The sequence below is a fragment of the Sphingobium sp. LSP13-1-1.1 genome, assembly GCF_040676415.1.
Lineage (GTDB): Bacteria > Pseudomonadota > Alphaproteobacteria > Sphingomonadales > Sphingomonadaceae > Sphingobium.
Window position 1 is genome coordinate 481270 of record NZ_JBEGHU010000023.1, and the last position, 13077, is coordinate 494346.

The window sequence follows — 13077 nt, forward strand, 5'->3', positions numbered from 1 at the left end:
CCCCCTTGCTTCCAATGAAGAGAGCCTCTCCCGACCGATATTTTCTTATTTTCCCTTGTTCATCTTCTTTCCGTTTCTTGGGTAAGCACGACCGGTACGTCAGACCACGCGCCCGATCGTCAGAAATATTCAGCAATATGTGGAAACGGAGTGCTGACACAAAACCGCCATCAGAGAAAAACGAATTTCCGCTGCCGCCCAAAATCGTTTCGCCATGGAAATCGAAAAGGGCGCGGACTCATCCGTCAAATCCCTGAAATTCATAAAAAAAGCGGCGCCCGCATGGGGCGCCGCCTGTCTCTTTTTTACAACTGTCAAGCCAGCGTAAAAGCGATCAATCCTCGCTGCGCACATCGCGGCGCTCGGCGATGCGAGCGCGCTTGCCGGTGCGGCCGCGCAGATAATAGAGCTTCGCACGACGCACGACGCCACGGCGGACGACGGTAATCGAATCGATGTTCGGCGAGTAGAGCGGGAAGACGCGCTCCACGCCTTCACCGAACGAAATCTTGCGCACGGTGAAGTTGCTGCCCATGCCCTTGTTCGAGCGGGCGATGCACACGCCTTCATAATTCTGGACGCGGCTGCGGTCACCTTCGATGACCTTCACGCCGACGCGCAGCGTGTCGCCGGGACGGAATTCGGGGATATCCTTGGCGAGGGCCGCGATATTCTCGGCCTCGATCTGCTGGATCAGGTTCATGACTTCAAGTCCTACTCTTCGCGTTGCGCACCAGAGGGCGACTGGTCCCGAACGCCGATATGGCGTTCCCAAAGGTCCGGCCGCCTTAGCCGTGTGTCCTCTTCCGCCCTTTGTTTCCGCCAGGCGGCGATCTTCGCATGATCCCCCGATCGCAACACTTCGGGGATCGCGCGCCCTTCCCATATGACGGGCCGGGTATAGTGGGGATATTCGAGAAGGCCGCTTTCGAAGCTCTCCTCATCCCCACTGGAAGCGGCGCCCATTACCCCAGGAAGCAGGCGGATGCAAGCATCCAGCAGCATCAGGGCGCCCATTTCCCCGCCGGAAAGAATGATGTCGCCCATACTGATCTGTTCGACCGGCCGCGCCTCGAAAATCCGCTCGTCAAAACCCTCGAACCGACCGCAGAGGATGGTCGCTCCGGGACCGGCGGCGAGTTCGCGAATCCGCCCCTGGGTGATCGGCGCGCCCCGCGGCGTCATGGCGATGACCGGCAGGTCGGGCGCCTTCTGCAGCGCATGATCGATCGCCAGGCCCAATATGTCGGCGCGCAATATCATCCCCGCACCGCCGCCCGCGGGCGTATCGTCCACCGTGCGATGCCGGTCCGTGGCGAAGTCGCGAATATGGATGGGATCGCAGGCCCATTTGCCCTCCGCCAGCGCGCGCCCGGCGAGCGACACCGCCAGAGGCCCAGGAAACATCTCCGGATAGAGCGTCAATATCTGCGCGCGAAAGGTCACGCCCGCCGCGCCCTCAACCAGGCGCCCGCCATGCCGCCCAGCAGCGATACGGCGCCCCCCAGCATCAGCGCGATGCCGATGGCGCGCAGCAGGTCGGCAAAGGGCCGGTCAGGCTGCATCAACGCGGGCAACAGGAACAGCATGGGGATGGGAATGACCAGCCCCGCCGCAGCCGCGATCTTCAGCCCGCGCGACCATGCCATGCCGAACAGGCGCCAGCCGGCGGCGACCATCAGGAGCAGATAGAGAGCGGCAAGAAGTTTCGGCATGGTTCGCCCTCGAACTACACAACGCGCTCCTGCGAAGGCAGGAGTCCAGTTCAGACGGCAGGACTGGGCTCCTGCCTTCGCAGGAGCACGCCAACCGAAAAATCAAATAGCGAACGCCGCCTCGACGACAGCCCGTCCTTCGGCAATGGTCACAGCGTGCATCGGCGCCATGAAGCGCTTGCCGTTGGGCCGCTCCACCTCGATGATGTCGCCCGCGCCGAAATTCTCGACCGCGACGACATGCCCCAACCCTTCGCCATCGCTGGAAAAACAAGGCAGGTCGATCAAATCGGCATGATAATATTCGCCCTCCCCCAGGGGAGGCAAAGCCGCGCGCGGGACGGTCAGTTCCGTGCCGCGCAGGGCCTCCGCAGCGGTGCGATCGCCGATCTCTGCAAAGCGGGCGACGGCGCCGTTCGGACCGGGGCGCACCGACTTCAGCGTCAGCCTGGCACCGGCCGCATCGAAACCGTCATAGGATTTGAGCGTCTCGGCCCCCTCCCCGAACAGTTTCAGGCGAACCTCGCCCGCCACTCCATGCGCGCCGATGATGACGGCAAGAGTGACGGGCTTGTCGGTCAAGGAGCTCAGCCTTCCGCCGATTCTTCGGCCGGAGCAGCTTCTTCAGCAGCGGCTTCTTCGGCGGGAGCGGCAGCAGCCTCGGCGGCGGCAGCCTTTGCGGCTTCGGCAGCTTCAACGGCTTCAGCGGCCTTGGCAGCGCGATCTTCGGCGCGATCCTTGGCCTTCTGGCCCGGCTCGGCCTTCTTCGGGTTGCTGCGGGCGGCACGTTCCTTCACGCCGGCTGCGTCCAGGAAGCGGGCAACGCGGTCGGTCGGCTGCGCGCCGGCGGCAACCCAGTGCTTCGCGCGCTCGACGTCCAGAACGACGCGCTTCTCGTCGCCCTTGGGCAGGACGGGGTTGTAGCTGCCGATGCGCTCGATGAACTTGCCGTCACGCGGGGCGCGGCTGTCGGCCACGACGATACGGTAATAGGGACGCTTCTTGGAACCGCCGCGCGAAAGACGAATGGACGTTGCCATGTTGTTATTGACCTTTCTACTCTAATCTAATCTGTTGAAACTGTTTATTTCTTCATGAAATTCTGAAAACCGGGCGGCAGGTTCGGCATGTTGCCGCCGCCGCCAAGACCACCCAATCCGCCAAGCCCGCCAAGGTCCGGCGCGCCACCCGCGCCGCCCATCAGCTTGTCCATGCCGCCGCCGGTGAACATCTTGGCCAACCCTTTCAGGCCACCCATCTTGCGGATCTTCTTCATCGCCGTTTCCATTTCCTGATGCATTTTCAGGAGCCGGTTGACTTCCTGCACCGTAGTGCCGGACCCCTTGGCGATACGAATCTTGCGCTTGGCGTTGATCAGGGCGGGCTTCTCCCGCTCCTTGGGCGTCATGGATCCGATCATCGCGTCCAGATGGATCAGCGTCTTGTCGTTCGCGCCGCTGTTCGCCATCGCCTGCTGCGCCTTTTTGAGGCCCGGCAGCATGCCCGCCAGCGCGCCCAGCCCGCCCATGCGGCGCATCTGATTGAGCTGCGCGCGCAGGTCGTTCATGTCGAACTGACCCTTGGCCATTTTCTTGGCCAGCTTGTCGGCTTCCTCGGCGTCAATCGTCTCGGCGGCCTTTTCGACCAGCGATACGACGTCGCCCATGCCCAGGATGCGCTGCGCCACGCGCGCAGGATGGAAAGGCTCGATCGCGTCCAGCTTTTCGCCCGTGCCCGCGAACTTGATCGGACGGCCCGTCACGGCACGCATCGAGAGCGCCGCACCGCCACGCGCATCGCCATCCATTCGGGTCAGCACCACGCCGGTCAGCGGCACCTGCGCCGAAAAGCTGGTCGCGACATTGACCGCGTCCTGCCCGGTCAGCGAGTCCACCACCAGCAGGATTTCCGCCGGGTTGGAGACTTCGGCGACCGCCTTCATCTCGTCCATCAGCGCCTGGTCGACGTGCAGGCGGCCCGCGGTGTCGAGCATCACCACGTCGAAGCCCTGGAGCTTCGCGGACTGCAGCGCCCGCCTGGCGATATCGACCGGCTGCTGGCCCGGCACGATCGGCAGGGTCGCGACGTCGGTCTGCGTACCCAGCACCGCCAGCTGCTCCTGCGCCGCCGGGCGCTGAACGTCGAGCGACGCCATCAGCACCTTCTTGCGCTCTTTTTCCTTCAGGCGCTTGGCGATCTTCGCGGTGGAGGTGGTCTTGCCCGACCCCTGCAGGCCGACCATCATGATGACGGCGGGCGGGGTCACGTCGATCAGCAGTTCGGAAGTTTCGGCGCCCAGCGTCTCGGTCAGCGTGTCGGAAACGATCTTGACGACCATCTGCCCCGGCGTGACCGAACGCAGCACATCGCTGCCGACGGCCCGTTCCGTCGCCTGATCGACGAACTGGCGAACCACCGGAAGCGCGACGTCGGCCTCCAGCAGCGCGATTCGCACCTCGCGCATCGCGGCGCGGACATCGTCCTCCGTCAGCGCACCGCGCCCACGCAGCTTGTCGAATACCCCACCGAGACGATCGCTTAGCGAATCGAACATCATCACCTCATATGGGCCGAAAGGCCCGGAAAATCGTGCCTACCCCGCCAAACGACAAAATCGCCGGCGGGCGAAACCTCGCCGGCCAGCGTCCATCCGATGCCCCATTTTGAGCGTCCTGGATCTGTCAGGGTATCGGACGGCAAACCGCCCGATTGCAGGGCGCCTTTAGCGCAACGACCGGGGAGATGCAACCGGCGCGATCTGGGAAGGGCGAGACCGGTTTCGACCTGCGTTTGATATTCAAACCCGCATCAATTTCCAATTAGCTGACATTGCCTCGATGACGGCACACCGGCATAACCTCGCCTATGAGCGAGTATGAATGGGTCAAGCGGCCTCCCAATATCATTGAACGCATTATCGCTGGTGCGTTTGTCGCTGTGCTTCTCTTGGCGTCAGCAAGCTCTTATGCCGGATGGCGCATTTTCGGCGAACATGATGCTAAAGTAGCCATAGGTGCTACCTTTGCCGGAGTGGTCCTGATACGGCTTTTGCCGCAAGTGAGGCGAAAGCCGCCAGCCTGATTAAGACCCTTTCCGGCCGTTGAAGAGGAAATTTGGCCAATGAGCTGGACACGCCGCAAGCCGATGGAAGCAATGATGCCCAGCCATGAAGGGCACCGGCTGGCGCGCACCCTGTCCTGGCCGCATCTGCTGGCATTGGGCGTCGGCGCGATCGTCGGCACTGGCATACTGACCCTGATCGGCGTCGGCGCGGATCGGGCCGGTCCCGCCGTGCTGCTGTCCTTCGCCATTGCGGGCGCGATCTGCGCCTGTGCTGCCCTCGCCTATGCGGAGCTTTCCACCATGATGCCCGCCGCCGGCAGCGCGTACAGCTACAGCTATGCGGTGCTGGGCGAAGGCATTGCATGGATCGTCGGATGGAGCCTGATCCTCGAATATTCGCTGGTGGTGTCGACGGTGGCGGTGGGCTGGTCGGGCTATGCCGCACCACTGCTGATCTCGGCGGGCTTTCCGGAGTTGCTGACCAGGGGGCCGGAACTGGGCGGGCTCCTGAACGCACCGGCCATCTTCATCATCGCCGTGGTCGCGGGCCTGCTGATGCTGGGCACGCATGAAAGCGCGCGGCTGAATAGCCTGCTCGTCCTCATCAAGATCGCCACCCTCAGCCTGTTCGTCGCCATCGCCCTGCCCGCCTTCGACGCGCAGAATCTTCACCCCTTCATGCCATTCGGCTTCGCCAAGTCGACGGGACCGGACGGCGTCGAGCGGGGCGTCATGGCGGCCGCCGCGATCATCTTCTTCGCCTTTTACGGCTTCGACGCCATTTCTACCGCCGCGGAGGAAGCGAAGAACCCTGATCGCGACCTCGCCATCGGCATCGTCGGATCGCTGATCGTCTGCACCCTCATCTACGTCCTCGTCGCCGCGGCGGCGATCGGCGCGATGCCCTTCACCCGCTTCGCCGACAGCCCGGAACCGCTGGCGCTCATCCTGCGCGAAATGGGCCAGGGGCAGGTGGCGCGGATCGTCGCCATCGCGGCGGTGATCGCGCTGCCCACGGTGCTGCTCGGCTTCCTCTATGGCCAGAGCCGCATCTTCCTCGTCATGGCGCGCGACGGCTTCCTGCCGCAAAGGCTGGCGCTGATCTCCCGGCGCGGCACGCCCGCCCGGATCACCGCCGTCACCGCCATGCTCGTCGCCATCATCGCCGGCCTGCTGCCCATTGACGAGATCGCGGCGCTCGCCAATGCGGGAACGCTGATCGCCTTCACCGCGGTGGGTGCATGCCTGTTGATCCTGCGGCGGCGGATGCCCGACCTGAAACGACCCTTCCGCACGCCTGCTGCCACGCTGGTCGGCCTGGGTGCGGTGCTGGGCTGCGCCTATCTGTTCATCAGCCTGCCGGTGAAGACCATCCTCGCCTGCCTGATCTGGAACGCCGTCGGTCTGGCGGTCTATTTCCTCTATGGGCGCCGGCGTGCCGCGCTGAACGCAGGATAGTCTGGCCTTTTGCCCTTGCAGGCCTTACATGCGCGCGCACTATGGGCCGTTTTTCGAAGATGCATGGACTGGGCAATGACTTTGTCGTGATCGACGCGCGGGAAGCCGCGATCGACATGACGCCTGCGCGCGCGCAGGCCATTGCCGACCGTCATGCCGGGATCGGCTGCGACCAACTCATCCTGATCGGCAACAGCGAAGGCGCCGATGTATCGATGCGCATCTTCAACAGCGACGGCAGCGAGGTGGAGGCCTGTGGCAACGCGACCCGTTGCGTGCCCCTGTTCGTCGGCCGGGACGTGCTGATCGAGACGAAGGCGGGCCTGCTCGACGCGAAGGGCGTCGATGGCGGCGCGAGCGTCGACATGGGCGCCCCGCGGCTGGAATGGGACGCGATCCCGCTCGCCTATGCCATGGACACGCTGACCATGCCGGCAAGCTGGGAAGACCTGCCCGCCCCGGCCGCGGTCAATGTCGGCAATCCGCATGTGATCTTCTTCGTGGACCGTCTGGACGGTGTGAACTTCGACCGCTTGGGGCCGCTGATCGAACATGATCCGCTCTTCCCCGCGCGCGTGAATGTGAACTTCGCGCAGGTCGTGGGGGAAAATCACATCCGCCTGGTCGTCTGGGAACGCGGCGCCGGGCTGACCCGCGCCTGCGGTACCGGCGCCTGCGCGACGGCGGTGGCGGCGGTGCGGCGCAGGCTGGTGAACGGGCCGACCACGGTGAGCCTGCCGGGCGGCGATCTGGTGATCGACTGGGCGCCGGGCGGACATATCATGATGACCGGACCTGCCACCCATGTCTTCGACGGCGAGGCTGACTGGGCCCGCTTCTGAGATGAGCGGGCCGCAGATCATCACGCTCGGCTGCCGCCTCAATATCGCGGAGAGCGAGGCGATTCGAGAGATTATCGGCCGCGAAATGGCCGACGGACAGGATGACCTGATCGTCGTGAACAGTTGCGCGGTGACGGCCGAGGCGGTTCGCCAGACCCGCCAGGCCATCCGCCGCGCCCGCCGGGACCGACCCGATGCGCGAATCATGGTGACAGGCTGCGCCGCGCAGACGGAGCCGGAAACCTTCACGAAAATGGCCGAGGTCGATGCGGTGATCGGCAACCGCGACAAGATGGACCCCGCCCACTACACGGCCCACGCGTCGGAGAAGGCCCGGGTATCCGACATCATGGCGGTACGCGAAACCGCGCCGCATATGGCGAGCGCCTTCGCCGAACATGCCCGCGCCTTCCTTGAAGTCCAAAATGGCTGCGACCATCGCTGCACCTTCTGCATCATCCCCTTTGGCCGGGGAAACAGCCGTTCCGTGCCCGCAGGCGCGGTGATCGACAAGGCGCGTGAACTGGTCGGCGCGGGGTACAGGGAAATCGTGCTTACCGGCGTGGACGTCACCAGCTATGGCCCGGACCTGCCCGGCGCGCCCTCGCTCGGCCTGCTTGTCGAACGCATCCTGAAGGGCGTGCCCGACCTTTCCCGCCTGCGCCTTTCCTCGCTCGACAGCGTGGAGATCGACGAACGGCTGTTCGACCTCCTCGCCCATGAGCCGCGCATGATGCCGCATCTGCATCTGTCGCTCCAGGCCGGGGACGACATGGTCCTGAAGCGCATGAAGCGCCGTCACAGCCGCGCCGAAGCCATAGCGATCGTCGAACGCCTCAAGGCTGCCCGTCCGGACATCAGCATCGGCGCAGACATCATCGCCGGCTTTCCGACAGAGGATGATGCCATGTTCGAAAACAGCGTCAGGCTGATCGAGCAATGCGCCGTCGTCCATGGCCATATCTTTCCTTATTCCCCGCGCGCGGGCACCCCCGCCGCCCGCATGCCGCAGGTTGACCGGGCCGTGATAAAAGCCCGCGCCGCCCGCCTTCGTTCGGCCTGCGAGGCGCAACGGGAAAGCTGGCTGCGCAGCCTGATCGGCAGCCGGCAATCCGTGCTGGTGGAGCGCAACGGCCTTTCCGGCCATGCCGAAAATTTCGCGCCCGTGCGATTTGCGACGCCGCAATCGCCCTCCTCCATCGTCCCTGCGACCATCACGGCCCTTGAGAATGGCGCGCTGATCGCGCAAGAGGCGGCGTGAAAGACAATTTTTCGCTCATTCCCGCGCAGGTGAGGATGACGCTGGTGGATAGACATGGCTGAAACATCCTGGCGCGATCGGCTCTTCGGCGGCCTCAAGCGCACGTCCGACAAGCTCGGCGAAAATCTCACCGGCCTCTTCACCAAGGCGGCTCTGGACGAACAGACGCTGGACGAGATCGAGGAAGCGCTGATTATCAGCGACCTTGGCCCCGCCATGGCCGCCCGCGTGCGCGACCGCCTGTCCGAGGGCCGCTACAATCGCGAACTGACCGAAGATTATCTGCGGGAGATCATCGCGGAGGAAATCGAGAAGGTTCTCGCTCCCGTTGCCCGTCCGCTGGAGATAGAGGCTTTCCCCCGTCCGCAGGTGATCCTGGTCATCGGCGTTAACGGATCGGGCAAGACCACCACCATCGCCAAGCTCGCCAACCTCTTCCTGGAGCAGGATTATGGCGTGATGCTGGCGGCGGGCGACACCTTCCGCGCCGCCGCCATCGGCCAGCTCAAGGTGTGGGCCGAGCGGCTGGGCATTCCCATCGTCGCGGGCAAGGAAGGCGGCGACGCGGCGGGCATCGTCTTCGACGCGGTCAAGCAGGCCACCGCCACCGGCATCGACGTGCTGATCGTCGACACGGCGGGCCGTCTCCAGAACAAGACCGAACTGATGGATGAACTGGCGAAGATTCGCCGCGTGCTCGGCCGGTTGAACCCGGCGGCGCCGCATGACGTTGTGCTGGTGCTGGATGCGACGACGGGACAGAATGCGTTGAACCAGATCGAGGTGTTCAAGGAATTCGCGCAGGTAACAGGCCTTGTCATGACCAAGCTGGACGGCACGGCGCGCGGCGGCGTACTCGTCGCGGCGGCGGAGAAATACCGCCTGCCCATCCATGCCATTGGTGTCGGTGAGAAGATCGGGGATCTGCGCCCCTTCGATCCAGGCGACATGGCGCGGGCGATAGCGGGAACCGCCTATGCGCGGTGAACCGACCCCTCCCAAGGCAACAACGTGCTCCTGCGAAGGCAGGGGCCCAGTTCAGACGGCAGGCCTGGGCTCCTGTCTTCGCAGGAGCACGGAAGCGCACAATGGATAATCGAAAAAAAACCACCCACAACGGCAACCTGTCCCTCGCGCTCGACTTCGGCCCGCTCCTCGTCTTCTTCCTCACCTACAAGGGCGCGGGCTGGCTCTGGGGTCCGGGCAATCCGATCACCGCCATGATGTTCGGCACGGCCGCCTTCATGGCTGCGATCGTCATCGCCGTGATCATCTCCCGCGTGAAGCTCGGCCGGGTCTCCCCCATGCTCTGGCTGTCGGCTCTGCTGATCCTCTTCTTCGGCGGCCTCACCATCTATTTCCGCGACCAGAGCTTCATCCAGATCAAGCCGACCATCATCTACGCCTTCTTCGCACTGATGCTGTTTGCCGGGTTGATGCGCGGCAAGGCGCTACTCAAATATCTCCTCCAGGCCGCCTATGACGGCCTGACCGAGACCGGCTGGCGAAAGCTGTCGCGCAATTGGGCCTTCTTCTTCGTGGCCATGGCGCTCGCCAATGAGGTGATGCGCCGGACGATGAGCTTCGACAGCTGGCTCGCCGTCAAGGTCTGGGGCGTTACCATAGTGTCGGTCCTGTTCGCCGCCGCAAACATCCCGATGCTGATGCGCCACGGCCTCGACCTGGGCGAAACGCTCGACAGTGACGAGGTTGGCGAAACGACCCCGCCGCAGGGCTAGAGCATCGTGCGCAAAAGTGGGAACCGGTTTTGCGCAAAAACGATGCGACATCAAAAGCATAGAGCGCGCTGCATGATTCGGATTTAACGCAACGCGCTCTAAGGCCGGTGGATCTGATCAGATCGAAACCTGCCCGGGGGCAGGCGTCACCAGACACCCGCCCCCTTGATCAGGCATCAGCTGAAATTGACCATGCAATAGAGCATCGCCAGCGAAAGCAGGGTGTTCATGCGACTGAACATCATCGCGGTGGTCGCCGCCTTCGCTTTCACGTCATCCTCTGCCGGAACGATGCCGAGCGCCTTTTTCTGGTTCGGCCAGATCACGAACCAGACGTTGAACGCCATGATCAGCGCCAGCCACATGCCGATGCCGATCAGCAGATAAGGCTGCTGCAAGGTCAGCGCCTGGACGACATAACCCGCCAGCCAGGCCACGATCAGACCCGTGAGCACCGTCATGGCCGCGCCCCAGCGGAAGAAGAACAGGGCCGCAGGCGCGATATGCTTGGAAACGCCCGGCTTCAGTTCAGCCGGAATTTTCGGCATGGTGGGGATCTGGACGAAGTTGAAATAATAAAGCAGCCCGATCCAGGTGATGCCGAAGAACAGGTGCAGCCATCGAAAGATCGTGTTCGCATCCACCATCCCCGCATGCGCGCCGAACATCACTATGATCGCGAGCAGCAGCCCCGCAGCCAGGACAAGATGCAGATTGCCGAAGAATTTTGCCATGGACCCTTCCCCCAAAGTTCCGACCGCCGCATTCTCCTGACGGCCTGACCGATGATGCTATGCGATCGTTACGCCGATGTCACATGGATATTTCCGTATCTTAGACGAAAATATCCTGTTTTTCGTCAATCGATAACACTGCTAGGGGCGGGGAGCCTTCCGGCCGCATCATCGTTATGCGGCCATCCGATCCAAGAACCCGAGGAGTTCCGACATGGCCTTTGTTTTGCCCCCCCTGCCCTATCCCAAGGATGCCTTTGGCGACATCCTGACCGCCGAAACCTTCGACTTCCACCATGGCAAGCACCACAATGCCTATGTCGTGAAGGCCAATGAACTGGTCGCGGCCGACGCCTCTCTCCAGGGCAAGTCGCTGGTCGAGTTGATCAAGTCCAGCAAGGGTGGCCTGTTCAACCAGGTTGGCCAGATCTGGAACCACAGCTTCTATTGGCAGTCGCTCTCTCCCACCAAGACCGCGCCGTCGGGCCAGTTGCTGGACCTCATCAATGAGGGTTTCGATTCGGTCGATGCGCTGATCGAAAAGCTGAAGGCCGAGGCGGTGGGTCATTTCGCCAGCGGCTGGGCTGCGTTGATCCTGAAGGACGGCAAGCTGGAAGTCACCAGCTATCATGATGCGGACACGCCCGTCGCGCATGAGGGCCACCAGCCCCTGCTGATCCTCGATGTGTGGGAGCATGCCTATTATATCGATTATCGCAACGCACGTCCCAACTATGCCGACCGCGTCCTCAAGGAAGCGATCAACTGGGACTTCGCCGCGCAGAATCTCGACGGCCAAGGCGTCAGCCGCGCCGACCAGCCGGCCTGATTGGAGAAGGCCCGCCGCTCGCAGTGCGCGGCGGGCCTCCCGCTCCTCGAACCTTTGAAGTCCCGACAACTGTTTCTTAACCCGGCTTGGGGGAATATCCCACGGGGATGAGGGAACAGCGCATGGACCTCGAAAGTTTGCAGAATTTGCAGAAGCAGCATGATGAGATAGAGGCGATGGCCGTCCGTTTTCGTCAGGCGATCGCGGATGACAATGTTCCGCAAAGACTGGGTACGCTGCGCTGGCAGTTCGCGCGGCTGCTGATGGCGCATCTGGCGCTGGAAGACCGGATTTTCTATCCCAACATGCAGCGGCAGCGACATGAAAAGCTGCGAAGCACGGCCGCCCGTCTCGAAAGCGAAATGGCTCCCATCGCCGGCGATTTTGCCGCCTATATGGCACGATGGAGCGATGACCGGATCGAACGCGAATGGACCGGCTTCTGTCGCGAAACCCGTGAGATATTGGCCAGCATCATGAATCGGCTGCACCAGGAAGAAGGATTGCTGATGCCCCTGCTGTCCGATGCCGGATTGATCGAACCGGCCCGGATAATGCGCGGAGGCTGAACTCAGCCTTCCCCCACCGGGACGAGATTCAGCGCCTCGGCCAATTCATTCAGGTCAGCGCCAGCCCGCACCAGCAACCAGTCACGGGATTGCGCGCCGTCGACGACCGTCACTGCCCCTTTTGGACAGACGCCCAGGCAATTCACCTCCACGATCCCCGCCGCCGCCTTGCGTCCCTTCTTCAGCGAAAGATGCCGCCGCAACGCCTTGGCGAGCCGCTCGTCGCCCTCAGGACCGAAGCCACCGTCCAGCTTCTTCGAACATTTACGGCAGACAAGCACCGCATGATCCCAGTTCGACCCGATGCGATCCTTCAATCCGTCCGCCCCCGCGGTTTCCATGTCCGACGCTCCTCCGCGGCCCTCAGCACTTCATAGGCGGCCTGGATCGTCTGGAAGCGTATGGCGGCCTGTGCATCGCCAGGCTTCACATCGGGATGATATTCCTTGGCCAGACGCCGCCAGCTTTTCTTCACGGCATCGAAATCGGCGTCGTCCTCCAGTTCCAGCGCCTGCAGCGCATGCAGTTCGTCACGGGAACGGGTGCCGTCTCCCGGCCCGCCCCAGCCATGATAGGCGCTGTTCTGATAGCCGCCCGCATCACGCCGCTCGGTACGTTCGCGCTGATCGCGTTCTTCCTGGTCGAGACCCTGAAAATAATCCCAGTTGCGATTATATTCCGCCGCGTGATCGGTACAGAAATACCAGCGCTCGCGGCTGTTCGGCGATTTGGGCGCGGGGCAGTCGCCAGGCCGGTCGCAGCCATGCCGGTCGCACAGGCGCACCTGCTGCGCCTCACGCGATGCGCCATAGCTGCGCCAGCGGGGAAAGCCCCAGTCATTGGATCGGCTGCTTCTTGCCATGGTTC

General features: G+C 63.3%; 17 protein-coding genes. 8 read left to right on the forward strand and 9 right to left on the reverse strand.

From position 1 onward, the window contains the following. Positions 1-334: 334 nt before the first annotated feature. From rplS to ffh, 6 genes are all read right to left on the reverse strand, one after another. Positions 335-703 carry a 50S ribosomal protein L19 gene (gene rplS, locus MRBLSP13_RS14465; RefSeq protein ID WP_022681436.1) on the reverse strand — a complete coding sequence of 123 codons (369 nt, stop codon included), beginning with the start codon at positions 701-703 and terminating at the stop codon, positions 335-337. Positions 704-714: 11 nt separating this feature from the next. Further along, positions 715-1446, reverse strand: coding sequence for a tRNA (guanosine(37)-N1)-methyltransferase TrmD (gene trmD / locus MRBLSP13_RS14470; protein WP_133654804.1), 732 nt, complete (start codon positions 1444-1446; stop codon positions 715-717). After that, positions 1443-1715: a hypothetical protein gene (locus tag MRBLSP13_RS14475; RefSeq protein WP_363755204.1), complete on the reverse strand. Its 273-nt coding sequence runs from the start codon at positions 1713-1715 to the stop codon at positions 1443-1445. The genes trmD and MRBLSP13_RS14475 overlap by 4 nt, the downstream gene beginning before the upstream one ends. Before the next feature lie 102 nt (positions 1716-1817). Continuing rightward, positions 1818-2297: a ribosome maturation factor RimM gene (rimM, locus tag MRBLSP13_RS14480; RefSeq protein WP_363734424.1), complete on the reverse strand. Its 480-nt coding sequence runs from the start codon at positions 2295-2297 to the stop codon at positions 1818-1820. 5 nt (positions 2298-2302) lie between these two features. Next, the gene (gene rpsP / locus MRBLSP13_RS14485; protein ID WP_133654801.1) at positions 2303-2755 is read right to left on the reverse strand and encodes a 30S ribosomal protein S16; all 453 of its coding nucleotides are present in this window, start codon (positions 2753-2755) and stop codon (positions 2303-2305) included. Positions 2756-2799: 44 nt separating this feature from the next. Continuing rightward, positions 2800-4272 carry a signal recognition particle protein gene (gene ffh, locus MRBLSP13_RS14490; RefSeq protein ID WP_363734423.1) on the reverse strand — a complete coding sequence of 491 codons (1473 nt, stop codon included), beginning with the start codon at positions 4270-4272 and terminating at the stop codon, positions 2800-2802. A gap of 308 nt (positions 4273-4580) precedes the next feature. Between ffh and MRBLSP13_RS14495 the strand changes: the two genes are divergently transcribed. The 6 genes from MRBLSP13_RS14495 to ispZ all read left to right on the forward strand — a co-directional run bounded on the left by MRBLSP13_RS14495 (position 4581) and on the right by ispZ (position 10078). Beyond that, positions 4581-4796: a hypothetical protein gene (locus tag MRBLSP13_RS14495; protein ID WP_363755206.1), complete on the forward strand. Its 216-nt coding sequence runs from the start codon at positions 4581-4583 to the stop codon at positions 4794-4796. 39 nt (positions 4797-4835) lie between these two features. Beyond that, a complete protein-coding gene (locus MRBLSP13_RS14500) occupies positions 4836-6236 on the forward strand; it encodes an amino acid permease (RefSeq protein ID WP_363755208.1) in 1401 nt (466 codons plus the stop codon). 41 nt (positions 6237-6277) lie between these two features. Then, the gene (dapF, locus tag MRBLSP13_RS14505; RefSeq protein ID WP_363734420.1) at positions 6278-7078 is read left to right on the forward strand and encodes a diaminopimelate epimerase; all 801 of its coding nucleotides are present in this window, start codon (positions 6278-6280) and stop codon (positions 7076-7078) included. 1 nt (position 7079) lies between these two features. Then, a complete protein-coding gene (gene mtaB / locus MRBLSP13_RS14510) occupies positions 7080-8339 on the forward strand; it encodes a tRNA (N(6)-L-threonylcarbamoyladenosine(37)-C(2))-methylthiotransferase MtaB (RefSeq protein WP_363755210.1) in 1260 nt (419 codons plus the stop codon). Between the two features lie 54 nt (positions 8340-8393). Continuing rightward, positions 8394-9326, forward strand: a complete 933-nt coding sequence (gene ftsY / locus MRBLSP13_RS14515; RefSeq protein WP_133654796.1) for a signal recognition particle-docking protein FtsY — start codon at positions 8394-8396, stop codon at positions 9324-9326. A 101-nt stretch (positions 9327-9427) separates the two neighbouring features. Then, on the forward strand, positions 9428-10078 hold the full coding sequence (gene ispZ, locus MRBLSP13_RS14520; protein WP_363734418.1) for a septation protein IspZ: 651 nt from the start codon (positions 9428-9430) through the stop codon (positions 10076-10078). A 176-nt stretch (positions 10079-10254) separates the two neighbouring features. On the opposite strand, the gene MRBLSP13_RS14525 is transcribed toward ispZ, so the two are convergent. Then, positions 10255-10812: a urate hydroxylase PuuD gene (locus tag MRBLSP13_RS14525; RefSeq protein WP_363734417.1), complete on the reverse strand. Its 558-nt coding sequence runs from the start codon at positions 10810-10812 to the stop codon at positions 10255-10257. 214 nt (positions 10813-11026) lie between these two features. On the opposite strand from MRBLSP13_RS14525, the gene MRBLSP13_RS14530 reads away from it, so the two are divergent. Continuing rightward, entirely contained in the window at positions 11027-11641 is a 615-nt protein-coding gene (locus tag MRBLSP13_RS14530; RefSeq protein WP_363734416.1) for a superoxide dismutase, read from the forward strand. 122 nt (positions 11642-11763) lie between these two features. Further along, positions 11764-12210: a hemerythrin domain-containing protein gene (locus MRBLSP13_RS14535; protein WP_363734415.1), complete on the forward strand. Its 447-nt coding sequence runs from the start codon at positions 11764-11766 to the stop codon at positions 12208-12210. Between the two features lie 2 nt (positions 12211-12212). Here MRBLSP13_RS14535 and MRBLSP13_RS14540 read toward each other — a convergent pair whose 3' ends face one another. Both MRBLSP13_RS14540 and MRBLSP13_RS14545 read right to left on the reverse strand, forming a co-directional pair. After that, on the reverse strand, positions 12213-12551 hold the full coding sequence (locus MRBLSP13_RS14540; protein WP_363734414.1) for a (2Fe-2S) ferredoxin domain-containing protein: 339 nt from the start codon (positions 12549-12551) through the stop codon (positions 12213-12215). Then, positions 12524-13072 (reverse strand): J domain-containing protein, encoded by a 549-nt coding sequence (locus MRBLSP13_RS14545; RefSeq protein ID WP_133654790.1) that lies wholly within the window; start codon positions 13070-13072, stop codon positions 12524-12526. Before MRBLSP13_RS14545 ends, MRBLSP13_RS14540 begins: the two co-directional genes overlap by 28 nt. Between the last annotated feature and the right edge of the window lie 5 nt (positions 13073-13077).